The organism is Vibrio sp. B1FIG11 (assembly GCF_905175335.1).
Taxonomy (GTDB): Bacteria; Pseudomonadota; Gammaproteobacteria; order Enterobacterales; family Vibrionaceae; genus Vibrio; species Vibrio campbellii.
The window spans coordinates 367,925-386,672 of record NZ_HG992752.1 but is presented as its reverse complement, the minus strand read 5'-3'; the positions used below and the strand labels follow the sequence as shown (position 1 = coordinate 386,672).

Genomic DNA, 18,748 nt, shown 5'->3' with positions numbered 1-18,748 from the left:
GGGTTACACCGGCATCTTCATGATATCTTCAAAGGACATGACCACTTTGTTGCGCACTTGCATCAAAGCATTGAATGAAAGGCTGGCTTTTTGGCTGGCGATCATCGCGCCCACCAAATCATCACTTGCGCCCGTTTCGACGGCGGTCATTTTTTGACTCGCTACCGATTGATGCTGATTGACCGTATCCAGCACATTGGTCATCGCTTGTGAGAAAGACAATGGGGCGTTCAAAGATTGTTGATCTAACGGGTTTGCACTCACAACAAATTCTGGCGGCTGAACTTGCGTTCGCATTGCCTCCATTTTAGACAGCATTAATTGCTCTGCTGAGACTGCATTAGTTGGTTGACTTGCCATCTACTTTTCTCCTTTTAGGCAGCCGAGCCAAGCGCCGACTGTAAATCAATACCGTGTTCGCGCATGGCGGCGAGCTTGTAACGTAACGCTCGAGTAGACACTCCCAAAGCGTTGGCCGTTTTGGTTCGGTTTCCACCAAACTGACGTAATTTGTCGAGAATAAACTGGAACTCAGCTTGCTTCTTCGCCTCAACGTGGCCAAAGCTTGAAACCGGTTCAGCGGAAGGCACAGGCGTCAGCAATTCGATTGGCAGCATCAGATCATGCGCGGTGATGTAATCCCCATGACGCATGACAAGTGCACGTTGAATGACGTTTTCGAGTTCGCGAATATTGCCCGGCCAGTGATATTGGCTCAGGGCAGAAATGGCATCTTGAGACAGATGGCAGCGGCTGCCGTCTTGGTATTTTCCAATAAAGAACTGGCTGATCGGCAAAATGTCTTCTTTGCGCTCTCGCAGGGGTGGCCAATGCAATGGCAGCACATCCAAACGGTAGTAAAGATCTTCACGAAATGTGCCTTTTTGCACTTCTTCGCGCAGGTCTTTGTTGGTTGCAGCGATCACTCGGATATCCAACTGAATCGCTTTATGACTGCCAACACGTTCCACTTCTCGCTCTTGAAGCACACGTAATAACTTCGCCTGCACCGCTGGTGACATCTCACCAATTTCATCCAGTAGAATCGTGCCACCATTGGCCTCTTCAAACTTACCGCTTTGTGAATTGGTGGCACCAGTAAATGCCCCTTTCACGTGGCCAAACAGCACTGCTTCTAACATAGATTCTGGAATCGCAGCACAGTTCACTGCGACAAACGGACCGTCATCACGAGGAGATTGCTCATGAACGTAACGTGCCAGCACTTCCTTACCCGTACCCGATTCACCAGTAATAAGCACGCTGGCATTGGTGCAGGCAGCGCGGTGCGCGAGTTGAAGCACTTGTTTACTGCGCCATGATTCAGCAACGATGTTGGCCAGTGGTTTGCCCAAGGCTTCCACTCGCTTGAGTAAGTTCAGCAATTGATTCGTTTCAAAGGGACGAAGTAAGTAATCCGTCGCCCCAGACTTCATTGTTTCCGCCGCCAAAATGCCCTGCTCTTGATCAACAATCGCAATCACCACACCAGCACTACGCTGCTTTTGATGACACGCGACAAACTCACGCACACACATGTCCGGTAAGTTTGAGCTGACCAACGTAATGCAAGCTCGCTCTTCCAATAGCGCGCTGCGACCAGTGCGACTGTGTCTTGCGGAATAACCAGCATTCCCAAGTACATCCAGCACTGGTTGAGCGAGGTGTTCATTTGGCTCAACCAACAAAATATCCATTTTCGTCATCATTGAACCTTTACCTTCTCTTGTTGGGGTTGTTGTTTTATTTCTGGGTTGCTTTTGCCTGTCGTGTGTCTGGCCAAGTCATTTTTAGTAATCACACGCTCGTTATCTCGAACCAAACGCAGTGTCACTCGACGGTTTTTGGCTTGCCCTGCTTGGGTGTTATTACTGGCAATTGGGTATCGCGAGCCATGAGCACGAACTTCAATCAACGAACGGTCAACACCTTGTTGAACCAAAGCCTCTGCGACTTGCTCAGCTCGCTGGCGAGATACATTTAAATTCGCCAATTGAGAGCCAACATTATCGGTATGGCCATCGACAAGAATTTTGGTGACGCGATCATCGACAGAAATGTAACTGTAGAGTGCTGCCAAGGTACTTTGTTGGCTGCGGCTTAATGTTTTTTGACCAAACTGAAATGGTAAATTCACATCACGAGCCTGGGAGTAAGATAACTTTGGCAATTGATCTCGACATTGATTGAATGAGGCCAATGCATTTTGTATTTGAATGGTTGGCAGAGTGATACTGCTTAGAGCGGAACCTTCACTTCCACTAAGTGACAGCGTAACCCAGCTTCCGGAAGAAATGGATGCAAGCAGAGACTCTGTACCATGCGAGAAAGCGAACTGGTTAGTTGCCGAGGTAAACGCAAGCGAAGCCTCTTCTTTTCTTAAAAGCTCTCCTTCCCACGGTGCACTCTCACTAAGCAATACAGCGCCGTTCCATTTATTGTTGTTATTGTGAACGTCGGCAATAAAAGAAACTCGGTTATTTGGTTCCGCGCGGAAATAAAACTTCCCCTCAGGAATATTTGAGTGCATTAAGTTGCATTCAAATTTATTTCCTTTATATAGCCAAGTAGAAAGATCCATTGGAACGGTGATTTTCTCACCTGCCGATGCAAAACTAGGTGAAGTTAAACCAGCTAACAGGAATACTTTAGAAAATATTATCAAATGGCTTCTTTGTAGGTATTTATCACAATTCCCTGACATAGAAGATTTAATTAAATATGCCATTAGATTATAAAATTTGGCATAGGTAATCATATAAATTCCCTATTCTGAAATATTAAAAGTGGTCATAATTCCGTCACAAAGCTCAAGCAAGCATTCATAAATAGACTTTTTTAGACCAACAAAACAATGAGTTACAAGGCTCAAATTGCAAAGACTGCTGTTCTCTCCATCAGCATTAACTGGTCGAATTAACAACAACTTAGCTAATAATTGTTATATTTTTTATTAACTCTTTTATAAGTCAAAGCTAACTCTTTTTAATTTTCATTAAAAGTACCTATAGTTAGATTCAAATCAACATGTGAACTAAAGTCACAATCTTTAAAGTTGAAACTAAAGGTTCTTAAAAAAGTCTGTGTAGACTGTCCGCTATTAAGTTAAAACAGTTTAGTTTGTTAACGCACGGTAAAATATAAATGGAAAGCAGAGTTAATGAGCCTATTTCCGACATCAAATTGCTTGATGTAGAGTTGCTAGGCAAACCTATTCATATCATTCGTGAGAAGCTCGAAAGTTTGATCTCAGAGTCTTGTTCGGGCCTAACCAATGAATTACAAAATTGGCTCAGCACCAACAAAATTGAAGCGAATTTAGTTGCCGTAGAACTACACAGATTCTCACCAACTTTATTGGATAAAGACCAAACCTCCACCTATCAACACCAAGATGGTGGCATGGTGTATATCCATGGAGACGCGCAAGCATTAATCAAACTGGCCGATCGCTTTTACGGCGCCGCAACCGAGCGCACTTCCACTTCTTTGACGGCGAGTGACTTACGCCTTCAAGAGCGCATCAGCCGAATCATCATCAACTGGCTTGCACCGCAAGAAATGTGGCAAACCTGCGAGTACGAGACACCACGAGGAATCGGACTGCATGCTGAGCTTTCTATCGCGTTTGAAGATTTCCAAGGTGCGATTCACCTCAAGCTTGATAGCACCATGATTCAAACTTTGATCGAGCAGCTAGCCCTTCATAACGATACGGACTTGTATCAGCCGTTTTGTCGCTCTCTGGAATCAACACCGGTGCGTCTCAATGTCGTATTGAGCAAGAAAACCATGGCACTGAGTGATGTGGTTGGATTGCAACCGGACGATATATTGCCCATCGAGCTTCTCAACACCGTGCCAGTAAGCATTGGTAACCAAACTCTTTTCTCTGGCCGTGTTGCGGAACAAGACGGCCAGCTTGTACTGATTTTTAACCCAGATAAGGAATCGCAGCGATGAGCGACGCGCAAGACAACCAAGCATTCGACGCCGATGATTTAAACTTTGACGATTTTCAATTGGAAGATTTTGAAACTGAACAGGCATTCGCTCCCGAGCCTGTTGCAGAGCGCGACCTAAGTTTCTTCAAAAGCATCCCAGTAACGGTCACGCTAGAAGTCGCAAGCAAAGAGATTCCTTTGGGCGACCTGATGAAAGCCGGTGAAGGCACAGTGATTGAACTGGACAAGCTCAATGGCGAACCACTTGATGTAAAAGTAAACGGCTCTCTGATGGGGCAGGCAGAAGTCGTGGTTATTAACGACAAATATGGCCTACGCCTGATCGATGTGCATGACTCTGCGCTTAGCGGCGTAGGTCGATAAATTCAGGTGGGTTGTGCCATGAATCTTCTGAGTGACAGTCAGCGTCGGTTGCCGTTAATGGTGATTGCATTACTGGGTTTACTGCTGTTTGCACTGCCAACCATGGCTGCCGACAATGGCTTAACCATCTTGTCCGTTTCCGACGGGGACACACAGCAAGAGTACAGCGTTAAGCTACAAATCCTGTTGCTCATGACAGCACTCAGTTTCTTGCCAGCCTTCATCTTGATGGCCACCAGCTTTACACGCATTATCGTGGTGTTGGCGATTCTGCGTCAGGCTCTGGGGTTGCAACAAAGCCCGCCAAACCGTGTTTTGGTTGGCATTGCCCTAGCATTGACGTTACTTATTATGCGCCCTGTCTGGACCGATATTCACGACAACGCCTTCAAACCGTATGACAATGGTGAAATTACCTTGATGCAGGCGTTTTCGGTGGCCGAAAAACCCGTTCGTAATTTTATGTTGGCACAAACCCACCAAAGCTCGCTGGAGCAAATGTTGCGTATTGCCAACGAGCCCATCGACCAAAACGTCGAAGACATTTCATTTGCTGTCGTGTTGCCGGCTTTTGTTATCAGTGAGCTGAAAACCGCGTTTCAAATCGGCTTCATGTTGTTTATACCCTTCCTAATCATCGACCTTGTCGTCGCCAGTGTCTTGATGGCGATGGGTATGATGATGCTGTCACCCCTGATCATTTCGTTGCCATTCAAGCTCGTCGTGTTTGTTCTGGTTGACGGCTGGGCAATGACGGTCGGTACACTATCCGCCAGCTTTGGGTAGTGGAGGCGCATCATGACACCGGAACTCACCGTTACCCTATTTTCTGACGCCGTCTGGCTGATCATCTTGATGGTGGCAGTTTTGGTCGTACCAGGTTTGATTGTTGGCCTGTGTATTGCTGTATTTCAGGCTGCCACGCAAATTAATGAGCAAACCTTGAGCTTCCTGCCACGTTTGTTAGTCACGCTGTTGATGGTGATTTTTGCAGGCCACTGGATGCTACGAAAAATCATGGAGTTGTTTGATTTCTTGTTCCATAACATACCGGGAATGATCGGCTAATGGCGATCACGTTTGCGGAACTGTCTGTGATTCTAGGTCAGCTGTGGTGGCCTTTTTTTCGCGTCGGTGCCGTGTTCATTTCCATGCCATTTTTTGGTGACGCGTTGATTCCAGTTTGGGTCCGCAGTTTACTTGCCCTCTCGATTGTGGTGATCACCGCACCACTGATGCCACCGATGCCAGAAGTCGAACTGTTCTCGATGACCTCGCTTTTCTTAGCGTTCGAGCAAGCGATATGGGGGCTTATGTTCGGCTTAATCCTGCACATGTTGTTCAATGTATTCACCATGCTCGGCCAGACTATCTCGTTACAAATGGGATTGGGTATGGCGATGATGAACGATCCGGTTAATGGCTTGTCTGTGGCGATTCTAGGCCGCATGTTCCTTATCTTTTCAACTTTGCTGTTTCTTGCACTTGAAGGGCATTTACTGGTTATCGATATCGTCATTCAAAGCTTTGTCATTTGGCCTGTAGGCTCGGGGATCACCGCCCTGTCTTTGCAAGGTGTCGTGAATATCTTTGGGTGGATGTTTGCTTCTGCGCTTGCCTTAGCATTACCAGCGATCGTTTCTATGCTGCTCGCCAATATCAGCTTTGGTGTGATGAACCGAGCCGCCCCCTCTCTAAACGTATATGCATTAGGCTTCCCGATGACCATGCTGTTAGGTTTGTTCAGCGTGTTGATCTCTGTTTCTGGGGTGCCTAGTCGCTATACCGCGTTAGTCCACGACACCATTCGTTTCTTGAATAACTTTATGTTGGGGGGCGCATGAGCGAACAGTCGTCTCAAGACAAAACCGAGAAAGCCTCCCCCCAGAAGGTCAAAAAAGCCCGTCAGGAAGGACAAATTCCGCGCGCAAAAGAGTTCACTACCGCAGTTATCTTCTTAGCCGTTGCGATGTTTTTTTATTCCCAGCTCAACAGTATTTGGGAAAGCATGTCTGGTGTATTCCGTTACAACATGACCCTAACCAAAGCTGACTTAGAAAACCCAAAACAATTAGTGGAGCATCTTGGTCAGAGCTTGGCGGTGATCATTGAGATGCTCTTACCTCTCTTCACCGTTATCATCATAGTCACCTTTGGCAGCAGCATGGTGTTAGGGGGCTGGATGTTCCGTCCCGCGAACGTGATGCCAAAGCTCAGCAAACTGAATCCTATCTCTGGCATCAAGCGTATTTTCTCTACTCGTTCACTGGTGGAATTGGTCAAATCGACTTTCAAAGTGCTCGTCATCTTCGGCATTCTTTATGGCTATCTAGACAACCATCTTCAGCCGCTACTTGGCATGCAAAACTTACCACTTAGCCAAGGCTTCTCACTGATCATGTCGATTTTGTTTGAAGGTCTGCTGCTGATGGGATTCGCCCTGTTACTGTTTGGAGTGCTTGATATTCCTTACCAGCGCTGGGAGCACCTCAAAGAGCTGCGCATGACCAAACAAGAGCTGAAAGAAGAGTTCAAGAACAACGAAGGCCGACCAGAAGTTAAGCAACGCATTCGCCAAATCCAGCAGCAGTTTGCTCGCCGTAAAATCGACAAGATGGTGCCCACCGCAGATGTGGTGATCACCAACCCGACCCACTACGCCGTGGCATTGAAGTACGAACCATCGTTGTCCGATGCACCATTTGTGGTGGCAAAAGGCGTCGATGAAACCGCAATGCATATTCAACGCATCGCCCGCGAGAATAAAGTCGAGATCATCAACTCGCCGCCGCTGACTCGTTCGATTTATCACACCACGGCCATTGAGCAAGCCATACCAAGCCAACTCTATATCGCGGTGGCCCATATTTTAACTTACGTTTTGCAGTTGAAAGCCTTTCGTAAAGGGGGCGGAAAGGAACCGACGCCTTTGCCTCATTTTTCAATTCCAAAGCATTTGCAACACTGATTAACCCGCGTTTACCCAAGGACACCAGAGTATGTTTAACCGGTTAAAACACCTTCAAACTTCCACTAAAGGCTACATTGGTATTCCAATCGTCTTGTTGATGGTATTGGCAATGGTCATCTTGCCTTTGCCACCATTGCTATTGGACGCGCTGTTCACCTTCAATATCGTGTTAGCGATCTTGGTATTGCTGGTCAGCACCACAGCGAAGCGACCGCTCGACTTTTCGATTTTCCCAACCATTTTGTTGGTCGCAACCTTACTTCGCCTCACTCTAAACGTTGCTTCAACGCGTATCGTATTACTTGAAGGCCACAACGGCAGCGATGCTGCTGGTAAGGTGATTCAAGCCTTCGGTGAAGTGGTGATCGGCGGTAACTACGTGGTCGGTATGGTGGTGTTCATCATCTTGATGATCATTAACTTTGTCGTGATCACCAAAGGTGGCGAACGTATTTCTGAAGTGTCGGCACGCTTTACCTTGGATGCACTACCGGGCAAACAAATGGCCATCGATGCCGACTTAAATGCAGGCTTGATCGACCAAGAAACCGCTCGCCAACGCCGCAAAGAGGTGGCGAACGAAGCGGACTTCCACGGTTCCATGGATGGTGCGTCCAAGTTTGTTCGTGGCGATGCCGTTGCCGGCTTGCTGATCCTGTTCATCAACATCATTGGTGGTATCAGCATTGGTGTGTTCGAGCACGGATTGCCAGCGTCAGAAGCCTTCAAGACTTACGCCCTACTGACTATCGGTGACGGCCTTGTTGCTCAAATTCCATCACTGTTGCTTGCTACCGCTGCTGCTATCATCGTAACCCGCATTAACGACAGCGATAACGGCATGTCGGAAACCATGCACAAGCAACTGCTTGCAACACCAGCGACCTTGTATACCGTCGCCGCTATCATGGCGATCATTGGTATGGTTCCAGGAATGCCTCACCTCGCGTTCTTCACCTTTGCCGCAGTGCTAGCATTTGCGGGCTGGCGACAGAGCAAAAAGCCAGTGCAAGATACACAAATCGACCAAGTAGAAGCACTCTCTCATGCGATGCAGGAAGAAGAAACCGCACTCACTTGGGACGATATTCCTCATGTCCACACGCTATCTTTAGCGTTAGGCTACCGCTTGGTGCACTTGGTAAACAAAGAACAAGGCGCGCCTCTAGCGCAGCGTATTCGTGGTGTTCGCCGCAATCTCTCTGAGCAAGTGGGTTTTCTACTGCCGGAAGTGCGTATTCGCGACAATCTCAGTTTAAAGCCGAACCAATACACCATTGCTTTGAACGGCGAAGTAATTGAACAAGGCTTTATCGAGCCAGAACGTTTGATGGCGATTGCCGTGGGTGAAACCTATGGCGAAGTGGATGGCATTCTTGGCAGTGACCCAGCCTACCAACTGCCTGCGGTTTGGATTGAACATCAAGACAAAGCGAAAGCGCTGAACATGGGCTATCAGGTGGTTGACGATGGCACGGTTATCGCCACACACATCAGCAAAATTATGAAAACTAACTTGGCTGAACTGTTTACCCATGACGATGTTGAAGCCATGACTCAACGTCTGACGGCGCAAGCGCCAAAATTGGCAGAAGCTTTGGCAGCAGCTCTGACACCAGCGCAGCAGCTTAAGGTTTACCGTCAGCTTCTGCTCGACCAAGTTCCGCTAAAAGACATTCGCACCATCGCCAACACCATGTTGGAGTCTTCAGAAAACACCAAAGATCCGATTTTATTAGCGGCGGATGTACGCTGCGCGCTGAAACGCACTCTGGTTAACTTAGTTGCGGGTCAGAAGAACGAGCTGAATGTCTACGCCTTGTCTGATGAACTTGAACAGATGCTTATGACGTCGTTGCAACAAGCACAAGCCGCAGGCACCGTCATGCTCGATAGCTTCCCAATTGAGCCAAACATTCTTAGCCAGTTCCAGCAGAACTTGCCTTTGATTCGTCAGCAATTGAAGCAGCAAGGGCTACCGCCAATCTTATTGGTGATGCCTCAACTACGTCCATTGCTGGCACGTTACGCACGTACCTTTACCCAAGGATTGGCGGTACTGTCTTACAATGAAATTCCAGAAAATAAACAGATCAACGTGGTAGGAAACCTTGGTTAATCTCATCTCAAATAAAGCGATGTATGACTACTTGTGCGATCTCGCACTGCAACACATTGTCACGGACGACGACCAACTGGTGTTTGATGCGCTCAAACACAATGATATTCAACACGCCTGTCAGGCCATCCGTAAAACAAAAACCGGTGAGGTGGAATACCAGCACCTTACCTTGCGCTTTGGTGTACGTGGCGAGCAGAGTGTTTATCAGTTTGAACTGTCTGAGCAAATGCAATATTGCTTAGATTTATACAGCTTGTATTTAGCCCTGCGCCAAACTCAGTTCCAGCTCGATACCTTTCATCCGGACCTTATCAGCAATGTCGTGGTGCCTATTCGGGTCGACGCCTTACTATGGCAAGCAGGGCGTCACTTTTTGAATCAAATGATTCAATTCCACAAAGCAGCATTTCAACATGTCGTGCCCGCTTTGCAAGCCGATGAAACTCTGTGCCTGCATGAACGCGTTGCTGCTTTAGTTGAACAACTGAAAGACAACGCATATGCCTTGTGGTTTGAAATTGCGACCAGCCAAACACACTTTGAACGCATTGCCGAGTTTGAACCCGACCTGATCAAGCTATCCGTCACGATGGAAAACAAGCAAGATCAGCATGCGTTCCTTCCCATCGCACGCTTCCTGCGTCGTAATCAATTTCCTTGGGTGGCAGGTAGAGTCGCAAGCCAAAACGAGCTCAATCGTTACCGCTTACTCGGTGCGAGTTATTATTTCGGCTATTTCAGTGATATTCCCACTTCATTGTCGTTTAAATCGTTCGCCGATGAATAAACTGAGCTAAAGAAAAAGGGCGAGTTCAGCTATCAGAACTCGCCCTTTTTCATGTCTAAACAGCCTTAAAATGCGAATTTTCTGGAATAGACATCACCAAAAATCATCAAAATTGGCGATTTTGGCAAAATTTTTAAATTTCCAATTAATCATTAAAACCAACCGACCGCCTCTAGTTAGTGAGCAAGGGAGAATCCCGAAGCCTGAAAGAATAGTGAAAAACTAAGGAGACCAAGATGGCTTTATCTATGCATACTAACTTCGCATCGCTTGTAACTCAGAACACGCTGAACAATACAAGTAACCTTCTGAACACGTCAATGGAACGTTTGAGCACGGGTTACCGTATCAACTCAGCAGCAGACGATGCAGCAGGTCTACAAATTGCTACCCGTCTTGAGTCTCAAACTCGCGGCATGAGCGTTGCAATGCGTAACTCGCAAGACGGCATCTCAATGATGCAAACAGCGGAAGGCGCGATGGATGAAATGACAAACATCGTATACCGCATGAACGACCTAGCAACACAAGCTTCGAACGGTTCAGTATCAGCAAACGACCGTACTGCACTAAACGCTGAGTACCAGCAACTAGGTGAAGAGCTTGCGAACATTATGGATTCAACAAGTTTTGGTGGTAACAAGCTTCTGCAAGATGCTGGTACATTTGGTGCGGCAGCGGTTAACTTCCAAATTGGTACTCAAGCGGGTGAACAACTAGCAGTAGACGTTTCTGCGGAAGTGCAAGCAATCAACGCGTCAATCGGTACATCTGGTGCACTAGCTGTGGGTGACCTAACATCTGAAGCAAACGCGCAAACTGCAATGACAGCACTAACAGGCGCAACGGGTGATGCAGGTCTTCTAGGTCAAATCGGTACTGCACGTTCAGCACTGGGTGCGAACATCAACCGTCTTGAGCACACAATGACAAACCTAGGCAACATGGTTGAAAACACATCTGCTGCGAAAGGCCGTATCACTGACGCAGACTTTGCTGTTGAATCTTCAAACATGACTAAGAACCAAATGCTAATGCAAGCTGGTACAACGGTTCTTTCTCAGACTAACCAGCTGCCAGGCATGGCAATGTCGCTACTGCGTTAATAGAACCTTTCTATTCGCTAACAACGCGCAAAATTTAGTTCGTCTGAAAGCTCACAGCCTCCCCTTCATACGGGAGGCTTTTCTTTGTCTGAAAAAGCGTTTAGAAAAGCGTTCTAGCGACGGATATAGATAGAAGTGGCTTCGTTGGTGTGGCTAGAAGGAATGCGAAAGCCTGCTTTCAGCATGGTGTTATGTAGAACTTTGTTGAACAGCTCCAGCTCGGCAGATTCCACACCTCGATGTGGCTCATACGCTTTGAGCTCTGGAAATCGAGAGAGCGCCTCTACACGAATGTTCGCCAGTTCCTCGGCATTAATGTTCTGTTTACTGCGCAGTTTAGTGCCAATGAAAGCCTCATATGCACGGGCACACTTCATCAGTCGTAAAACAAAGTCATTCATTATTGTCGTTCTTTTTTTTAGTCGAATTAGGGAGAATAGCCAGCTGCTAGCAACCACAAAAATTGCAGGGGCATAAGATAGCAAACCTTTGCATTCAAACAGGATCAGAAAAATCTGAATCCCTTAGCAGTAAACGCCTAAACTTTCGCATGATGCGTATCGCTACATACCTCTTCTGTCTTCCCTCCATTGCATTAAATCTTTCACCACTTTTGGTCGCCTTTTTTATTTGGGAACCCCTTTAGCTATCAAGGGGAAAGCGGAACCAGCAAGGTGGAAAATCCGCTTCCTCCCAATACACAAAATAGAACGTAAGATACTGTTTTATATAGGTATAGATATCAGGCACACATCTTGCGATTGAGTATTTATTACTGGCATAGAAAAGCCAAATACAGATGAGAGAGGGAGCGACCTCATGAGTTCGTTAGATCCAATTACCATGGCAACCCAGTTCGCCACGTTAGACGTTCAGCCATTTCAGCAACGTTACCAAATGCAGGCCGATCGATACCAAGCGCAACTTACCGCTCTAGGCAAAGTGGAAAGTGCATTGCGTGACTTCCGAACTGCGGTTAATGAGATGAACAGCAGCACAAGCAGTATCATCAAAAATACCGCAACGACCTCTCAAGACGGCTTTTTCACCGCAAGTGCCGATGCCAACGCATTAGTCGGTAACTACCAGGTTTTCGTTGAGCAAGTCGCCACTTCACATCAGATTTCTACGGGTATGCCTGCAGACTTGGAGGCGACTACAGAGGTCCCAACTACCGGTACGTTAGAGTTCACCATCAATGGTGAAACCATGACTTTAGATATGTCGACGGTGGATACTGACGGCGATGGCAAAGCGACCGTAACGGACCTAGTCAGCGCAATCAACAACAACCCTGATAACCCAGGCGTGAATGCCACGCTTGTGCGTTCAAATGGCCAAACACACTTCATGCTCTCCAGTACCGAGACAGGCGTAGCAAACACCATCAATGTCAGTGCGACGGGAACAGGACAAGCTTGGTTTGAAGATGCATTCACCAATACAACAGAAATCAGTAAACCACAAGATGCTGTTATCTGGCTTGGCGCGGAAGGTACAGGGCTGCAACTGACTAACTCAAGCAATACCTTTGAAGGTGTGATCGATGGTGTCGACATCACGGTCACCAAAGCGCAAACCTCCGGTGAAGCCCCTATCTCAATGGACGTAGGCGCAGACAGCGAAGGCACTAAAGAACAACTTGATAAGTTTGTTGAAGCTTACAACGCTCTGGTTTCTACCATCGATGAATACACCCAAATTGGTGGAGAAGATAAATCACGTGGCGTACTGGCCAGTGACCCTACCTTACGCTCTATCGAAAGCCAATTAACCAGCTTAGTGCGCGGCGAGCATGGCGGAATGCGTTTGAGCGAAGTCGGCATCACTCTTGATCGCGACGGCAAAATGAAAGTCGACCAAGACAAATTTACAGAAGCACAAAAGAACAATAGCGCTGCACTCGAATCAATGTTTAACGGCGATGGCGCCCTGCTAGACTCGCTCGATGACATGGCAGAACCGTTTTTGAAGTTCTCGTCTGGCACATTCAATTCTCGTAAAGACGCACTACAAGCCAATCTGGACCGAATTGAAGATAAGCAGACAACCTTAGAACGCAAGTACGAGATGTCTTACAACCGCTATCTAAAACAATTCACTCAAATGAACACCTTAATGACGCAAATGAACCAAACCATGTCGATGTTTGGCTAACGCTTTTAGGAGAAGTACTTATGCTAATGGATTCCGGCTACGACTCATACCAACAGGTCGATCTGGATGCTCAAGCAGCATCCGCCAACCCACACCAACTCGTTGTCATGCTGATCGACGGGTTGCTCGATGAAATTGAACGTGTCCGCGGCCATTTGGCTGCCAATCGTCTTGCTGAGAAAGGAATTGGCATTAACAAGTGCATGAACATCCTTATCGGATTAAGCAGCGCATTGGATGAAGAGAATGGCGGTGAGATCGCTGAGAACTTACGTCAGCTCTACGACTTCTGCCAAGTCGAATTGTATTACACCAGCGTACAGAACGATGCGACACGTTTAGACAATGTAGAGCGCGTAATGGGTAACATTCGAGAAGGATGGATGAACTTTGGACAGCAAGCATAAAGTGTCGCCGGAGCGATTTCGCCACTTATCAAAACTGATCCAAATCGCCACTAAAACGGCCGATTGGCAAGCACTCAAACGCTACGACTTACAGTTGCGAGAACTGCTTATCAGCCATAAGCCTTTCTTGAAAGATCCGAAACTCGCACCGGAAATCCAGCGAGCAAAAGCGGTGCATGCTACTGCGTTTGCTGCGCTTGAGAAAGCCACCAGCGAACTACAGCAGGAGATGAACATGGTGAACGACCAACAAGAACGAGCCATGGCATATCAACTTGCGATGACGATGGAGCTAACGCAATGATGGTTACCAACTCAATACCTGCGAGTTCACCTTCTCAATCGACAGCCGCTGGGAAGATCTCTCACGCTCGTTCAGAGCAAGGCGTTTCACCAGCAAATTCAGCCACGGTCACTCAACAGGGCCAAACCAACGCGCCTATCACCGTTGCCGGATTTCGCTTAAATACGCAAGCCTCACCGGCGGAAGTGATCCGACCTGACGCCAGCTCACCAGAGCTCCACACAGAAGACACCTCTGACGAAACGTTACTAGGTAATGCTTCATCAGAGGTGAATCTGGCCACCCAAGCGCAAGCTCTCATGCAGGGAATCAGTAAGGCGGCCACTAAGCAAGGCGATACCAACCAGCTTGCACAAGTGTCGGCAAATAACACATCGCAAAGTGCAAACATGGGCGCTCAAGCCAACCCAATGCTTACTGCCCCTGCGCAAGAAAACCAAAGTGGTGTGCAAGCGAGCGCGGTAAATTCACTTAAAGTTTCTGCTTCTGATTTGCAAACGTTGCTGAATCAACCTGCTCATGGGCAAGTATTCGCAGTCAACACGCAATCGCAGACACCAACCGCTCAACATTCAAATCCAACCTCACCGCTTGCAGCAACTCAAGCTCAAGGTGCGGAGTGGGCGGCGGTTCGCGTGGATACCAGCTCTGGTAGATGGGGCGAGCAGATGATGCAAGTGCTGCAAGATCGCGTGACATTACAAGCTCAGCAAAACCTACAAGAAGCCAAAATCCGTCTCGACCCACCAGAGTTAGGCAAATTGGATTTATTGGTACGCGTGGAAGGTGACCGCCTGAGCGTACAGATCAACGCCAATACTGCCGCAACTCGTGAAGCCTTAATGCAGGTATCTGAGCGCCTTCGAATTGAACTACAAGAGCAGAACTTCGTTCACGTAGACGTCAACGTCGGCTCAGATCAAGGTCAAGAGCGACATTCTCATGACGGCTCTCAAGAAGAAGTAACCGTCTTCGCCGCGCGTGAAACCAACGCCTTTCAATCTAATACAACAACAAACTATTCAGAGCATTGGCTGAACACTCAAGCCTAATGAATCATCGAGGAAAAAGGTTATGACCAAACAACAAATGATCGCCCTGTTTATCACCATGATCATCACCAGTGCCCTCGTTTCCGCTGCCACTGTGGTCGGCGGTATTTGGTACCTCAACAAAAGTTCAGAGTCTTCATCGTCAGAATCCAGCGTTAGCGCCTTCTTGGAGGACTCACCGCTGGCATTCCTAACTTCTGAACAACCAACAACAAAAGGCCCAAGCTTTCATCCATTAGATAAAGTGGTGCTGACCATCAAAGGCAAGAAGCAAACTCATTTTGTGATGTTAGAACTTGCGGTGGAAACACGCCGCCCAGAGCGCATTAAGGATATTGATGCTTACATGCCGATGGTTCAAAACTCGCTGCTAAAACTGTTCAGCGACAAAACCTTTGATGAGCTTCAGCAGGCGGGTGCCATTGATATCCTGCAAAGCGAAGTCAAAGAGACTCTGCTGCTTGCGTTCGCAAAAACCGACATCGTTCGTGATATCGATGACGTTCTGCTAACCAAGTACGTTGTGCAATAACGGAGCACAGCCATGTTGGAGATGAACTTACAGGAAAGTTATACCGCGACGGAGGAAGTGAATACGCCGTCGCGCCCGATTGATGAAAATGCCTTGCTGCAACGTCATCAAGTCATGGTTAAACGCGTGGTCAACCAACTGCGCGTTCACGCGACCTCTCATTGCAGTATTGAAGACATGCAGCAAATTGGTTTGATAGCGCTTGTCGAAGCTGGACGTCGTTATGGGGATGTGGATGACCCACACTTCCCCGCTTTTGCCGTTTGTCGTGTTCGTGGCGCGATTTTGGACGAGCTTCGTCGTTTGGATTGGCGCTCACGCAAAACCCGCCAACAGGCGCATGAGCTTAACGATGTGACACGAGATCTTACTCGGGCGCTGGGCAGAATGCCCACCGATGCTGAAATCATCAAAGCGCTAGGTACGGATGAGCAAGACTACTATAACCGCCAAAACGCCGCACTCGCGGGCGAAATGCAAAGCCTCGACCAATTGATGGAAACTGGCGGAGACAGCCACTTTGGCGGCCAATATGACGGCATGGAACATGAGCACATTCGCCGCAGCTTAGACACTGCGCTGGGCAAAATGTCGAAACGTGACCAACTGTTGCTCACCTTGTTCTATCAGCATGAACTCAACCTCCATGAAATCGCGCTCGTGCTCGATCTGACACCACCTCGCATCTGTCAGTTGCACAAACAAGCGCTTAAACAACTCAACCAATTAATGTCCTCTTAGGAGTCACAAAATGCAAAAGTTTTTTGGAGCCATTACCGTACTGATGTGTGTCTTCGGCGGATACATGTGGGCAGGCGGTAAACTCGGCGCTATCTGGCAGCCAGCCGAGTTCTTGATCATCATCGGTGCGGCAGCAGGTTCACTGATCATTGGCAACCCGCCACAAGTGTTAAAAGAAATGCGTCAGCAAGTACGTGCGACCATCTCTGGCCCACGTCAAGAGTATGAGTACTATATGGAGCTGATGGCGCTGCTTAATAACCTACTCGAAACCGCACGCAGCCGCGGTTTTAAATTTCTCGATTCGCACATTGAATCACCAGAGCAGAGCTCTATTTTCCTCGCTTATCCAAAAGTCAGTAACGATCATCGTCTAATTTCTTTCATTACCGACAATTTACGTTTAATGGCAATGGGACAAATGTCGCCTCATGAATTAGAGGGACTGTTAGAACAAGAAATCGAAGCGATTCAAACCGAGATGCTTTTGCCTTCACGCTCTATGCAGCGCACGGCAGAGGCTCTTCCTGGGTTCGGTATTCTTGCGGCAGTCGGTGGCATCATCATCACCATGCAAGCCATTGACGGCTCAATTGCACTGATTGGTTATCACGTTGCCGCCGCCCTCGTTGGTACATTCATTGGTATTTTCGGTTGTTACTGTTGTTTAGATCCACTCAGTAACGCCATGGCTCAACGAGTTAGACGAAACATGACGGCTTTCGAGTGTGTACGCGCCACTTTGGTTGCTTACGTAGCGAAGAAACCAACATTGCTCGCTATCGACGCTGGCCGTAAACACATTCAGTTAGACATCAAACCAACTTTCAACCAAATGGAGAAGTGGCTAGCTGAACAGGAGGGATAATGCAAAAACAAGAGCATGTGGTGTTCAAACGCGCGAAAGCACATAACCATGACGAGTTTCATGGTGGCGCGTGGAAGGTCGCGTTTGCCGACTTCATGATCGCGTTGATGGCGCTGTTTCTTGTCCTTTGGGTCATGCAAGTGGTCGACAAGGAAGAGCGCAAAGCCATTGTGGCGCACCTTCATAGTTCGAGCGTTTTTGTCAAGAGCTACGGTAACCCTTTCGATACCTCGCAAAGTATCTCTCCTATCGACCTGGCACAGGACTCTTCTGTGCCAAGTAAGCACAACTCTAACCACGTCGTCAGCTCTTTCTTCCAAGGTGACGGCGATGGCCCAGAGATTGACTCGCTTATCCCAGGCAACTTCGATACCCAAGAGCAACTCGCTCTGCTGGCCAAAGTGATTGACGAAGTCGTCGGGCAAATCAGCGCGCAGGGTAACGTTAATGTCACCATTACCCCGCAAGGTCTGCGCATTGTGCTGCAAGATGATTACAAGCAACACATGTTCAGCCGTGGCGGCGCAGAATTAACCCCTTTCTTTGAGGATTTGTTACTTGCGCTTGCTCCCGTTTTCGAACGCATCAGCAACCCATTGATCATCAGTGGCCATACCGATTCGACACCGTTCAAAAAGCGTTTTGGTCGACAATCAAACTGGGCGCTATCCGCGTCTCGTGCCGATGTGGCAAGAAATACCTTGGTGGAAGGTGGCATGCCAGACGATCGCGTTATGCAAGTGACTGGGATGTCAGATCGTGCCTTGCTTAACCCAGAAGAGCCCGACTCTAGCGAGAACCGCCGAATTGAGTTATTCATTCTGACCACACCAGCAGCACAAGTTTTGGAAACCTTCTTCGGCAACCAAGAAGGCAGTGAGCTACAAAAAGCCAAACAACAAGCAGAGTTTAACCAGCCAGTGATTAGGCAAGAAGTGATTCGTTACTCGGTCGAACCTGACGATACCAAACCTCAGATTCAAGACCTATAACCCCTTAAAAGGTCACCAGTTTCTACCCTCTGCGTGACCTTTTCCCCAACGATAATATTGCTGAAATTTGTGTAGTTGAGTTCGATATGTCCGTACCTGCGCCCAATAAATCAAAAAATGACTCACTCAAAAAAGCCTTTCTCTGGCTGATCATTTTCGACTACCTGTTGCTGACATTTTTTCTCACTCAACTATCAAGTCTCAACCTCAACAGCGGCACCATGATTAGCCTACTGCTCGTGGTTTATAATATCTTGCTGGTTTCGTTCTGCTACCAGCGTACCAGCAACCATGATTCTTACATCATCTATCCTGTACTTTCAGCGACGCTACTGGCGTTCGTCTGCTTCCTGTATTTTTTCTTTCTGGTGTAACTTCAAG

At 47.7% G+C, this 18,748-nt stretch carries 22 protein-coding genes; 18 read left to right on the top strand and 4 right to left on the bottom strand.

The window, feature by feature from the left end:
• Positions 1-3: 3 nt before the first annotated feature.
• The 3 genes from fliE to KHO06_RS18670 are packed head-to-tail and all read right to left on the bottom strand — an operon-like array spanning position 4 to position 2,758.
• Complete coding sequence (fliE, locus tag KHO06_RS18680; protein WP_005532233.1) at positions 4-360, bottom strand: flagellar hook-basal body complex protein FliE; 357 nt, start codon at positions 358-360, stop codon at positions 4-6.
• A gap of 14 nt (positions 361-374) precedes the next feature.
• Positions 375-1,706 (bottom strand): sigma-54 dependent transcriptional regulator, encoded by a 1,332-nt coding sequence (locus KHO06_RS18675; RefSeq protein WP_038890689.1) that lies wholly within the window; start codon positions 1,704-1,706, stop codon positions 375-377.
• Positions 1,706-2,758, bottom strand: a complete 1,053-nt coding sequence (locus KHO06_RS18670) for an OmpA family protein (RefSeq protein ID WP_212583106.1) — start codon at positions 2,756-2,758, stop codon at positions 1,706-1,708. The genes KHO06_RS18675 and KHO06_RS18670 overlap by 1 nt, the downstream gene beginning before the upstream one ends.
• Before the next feature lie 386 nt (positions 2,759-3,144).
• Between KHO06_RS18670 and KHO06_RS18665 the strand changes: the two genes are divergently transcribed.
• The 9 genes from KHO06_RS18665 to lafA all read left to right on the top strand — a co-directional run bounded on the left by KHO06_RS18665 (position 3,145) and on the right by lafA (position 11,314).
• Positions 3,145-3,963: a flagellar motor switch protein FliM gene (locus tag KHO06_RS18665; RefSeq protein WP_045396475.1), complete on the top strand. Its 819-nt coding sequence runs from the start codon at positions 3,145-3,147 to the stop codon at positions 3,961-3,963.
• Entirely contained in the window at positions 3,960-4,328 is a 369-nt protein-coding gene (fliN, locus tag KHO06_RS18660) for a flagellar motor switch protein FliN (protein ID WP_005432338.1), read from the top strand. Before KHO06_RS18665 ends, fliN begins: the two co-directional genes overlap by 4 nt.
• A gap of 18 nt (positions 4,329-4,346) precedes the next feature.
• Positions 4,347-5,114 carry a flagellar type III secretion system pore protein FliP gene (fliP, locus tag KHO06_RS18655; protein ID WP_011999253.1) on the top strand — a complete coding sequence of 256 codons (768 nt, stop codon included), beginning with the start codon at positions 4,347-4,349 and terminating at the stop codon, positions 5,112-5,114.
• Between the two features lie 12 nt (positions 5,115-5,126).
• The gene (gene fliQ, locus KHO06_RS18650) at positions 5,127-5,396 is read left to right on the top strand and encodes a flagellar biosynthesis protein FliQ (protein WP_005375036.1); all 270 of its coding nucleotides are present in this window, start codon (positions 5,127-5,129) and stop codon (positions 5,394-5,396) included.
• Positions 5,396-6,172: a flagellar biosynthetic protein FliR gene (gene fliR / locus KHO06_RS18645; protein WP_005532242.1), complete on the top strand. Its 777-nt coding sequence runs from the start codon at positions 5,396-5,398 to the stop codon at positions 6,170-6,172. The genes fliQ and fliR overlap by 1 nt, the downstream gene beginning before the upstream one ends.
• Positions 6,169-7,296 (top strand): flagellar biosynthesis protein FlhB, encoded by a 1,128-nt coding sequence (flhB, locus tag KHO06_RS18640; protein WP_212583105.1) that lies wholly within the window; start codon positions 6,169-6,171, stop codon positions 7,294-7,296. Before fliR ends, flhB begins: the two co-directional genes overlap by 4 nt.
• Positions 7,297-7,327: 31 nt before the next feature.
• The gene (gene flhA, locus KHO06_RS18635; RefSeq protein ID WP_005432348.1) at positions 7,328-9,418 is read left to right on the top strand and encodes a flagellar biosynthesis protein FlhA; all 2,091 of its coding nucleotides are present in this window, start codon (positions 7,328-7,330) and stop codon (positions 9,416-9,418) included.
• The gene (locus KHO06_RS18630; protein ID WP_086015390.1) at positions 9,411-10,208 is read left to right on the top strand and encodes an EAL domain-containing protein; all 798 of its coding nucleotides are present in this window, start codon (positions 9,411-9,413) and stop codon (positions 10,206-10,208) included. Before flhA ends, KHO06_RS18630 begins: the two co-directional genes overlap by 8 nt.
• A 236-nt stretch (positions 10,209-10,444) precedes the next feature.
• On the top strand, positions 10,445-11,314 hold the full coding sequence (gene lafA, locus KHO06_RS18625) for a lateral flagellin LafA (RefSeq protein WP_005432351.1): 870 nt from the start codon (positions 10,445-10,447) through the stop codon (positions 11,312-11,314).
• Positions 11,315-11,427: 113 nt separating this feature from the next.
• On the opposite strand, the gene KHO06_RS18620 is transcribed toward lafA, so the two are convergent.
• Positions 11,428-11,715 (bottom strand): hypothetical protein, encoded by a 288-nt coding sequence (locus KHO06_RS18620; protein ID WP_005432352.1) that lies wholly within the window; start codon positions 11,713-11,715, stop codon positions 11,428-11,430.
• 418 nt (positions 11,716-12,133) lie between these two features.
• Between KHO06_RS18620 and fliD the strand changes: the two genes are divergently transcribed.
• The 9 genes from fliD (at position 12,134) to KHO06_RS18575 (ending at position 18,741) form a co-directional block, all read left to right on the top strand.
• Complete coding sequence (fliD, locus tag KHO06_RS18615) at positions 12,134-13,471, top strand: flagellar filament capping protein FliD (RefSeq protein ID WP_212583104.1); 1,338 nt, start codon at positions 12,134-12,136, stop codon at positions 13,469-13,471.
• A gap of 20 nt (positions 13,472-13,491) precedes the next feature.
• Positions 13,492-13,878: a flagellar export chaperone FliS gene (fliS, locus tag KHO06_RS18610; RefSeq protein ID WP_038890671.1), complete on the top strand. Its 387-nt coding sequence runs from the start codon at positions 13,492-13,494 to the stop codon at positions 13,876-13,878.
• The gene (locus KHO06_RS18605) at positions 13,862-14,182 is read left to right on the top strand and encodes a hypothetical protein (RefSeq protein WP_038890670.1); all 321 of its coding nucleotides are present in this window, start codon (positions 13,862-13,864) and stop codon (positions 14,180-14,182) included. The genes fliS and KHO06_RS18605 overlap by 17 nt, the downstream gene beginning before the upstream one ends.
• Complete coding sequence (locus KHO06_RS18600; protein ID WP_212583103.1) at positions 14,179-15,234, top strand: flagellar hook-length control protein FliK; 1,056 nt, start codon at positions 14,179-14,181, stop codon at positions 15,232-15,234. Before KHO06_RS18605 ends, KHO06_RS18600 begins: the two co-directional genes overlap by 4 nt.
• A gap of 22 nt (positions 15,235-15,256) precedes the next feature.
• Positions 15,257-15,766 (top strand): flagellar basal body-associated FliL family protein, encoded by a 510-nt coding sequence (locus tag KHO06_RS18595; protein ID WP_005432357.1) that lies wholly within the window; start codon positions 15,257-15,259, stop codon positions 15,764-15,766.
• Between the two features lie 12 nt (positions 15,767-15,778).
• On the top strand, positions 15,779-16,507 hold the full coding sequence (gene lafS / locus KHO06_RS18590) for a lateral flagellar system RNA polymerase sigma factor LafS (protein ID WP_005432358.1): 729 nt from the start codon (positions 15,779-15,781) through the stop codon (positions 16,505-16,507).
• A gap of 10 nt (positions 16,508-16,517) precedes the next feature.
• The gene (motA, locus tag KHO06_RS18585; protein ID WP_038890667.1) at positions 16,518-17,375 is read left to right on the top strand and encodes a flagellar motor stator protein MotA; all 858 of its coding nucleotides are present in this window, start codon (positions 16,518-16,520) and stop codon (positions 17,373-17,375) included.
• Positions 17,375-18,367, top strand: coding sequence for a flagellar motor protein MotB (locus KHO06_RS18580; RefSeq protein ID WP_212583102.1), 993 nt, complete (start codon positions 17,375-17,377; stop codon positions 18,365-18,367). Before motA ends, KHO06_RS18580 begins: the two co-directional genes overlap by 1 nt.
• Positions 18,368-18,453: 86 nt before the next feature.
• Positions 18,454-18,741 (top strand): hypothetical protein, encoded by a 288-nt coding sequence (locus KHO06_RS18575; RefSeq protein ID WP_038890666.1) that lies wholly within the window; start codon positions 18,454-18,456, stop codon positions 18,739-18,741.
• Positions 18,742-18,748 lie beyond the last annotated feature (7 nt).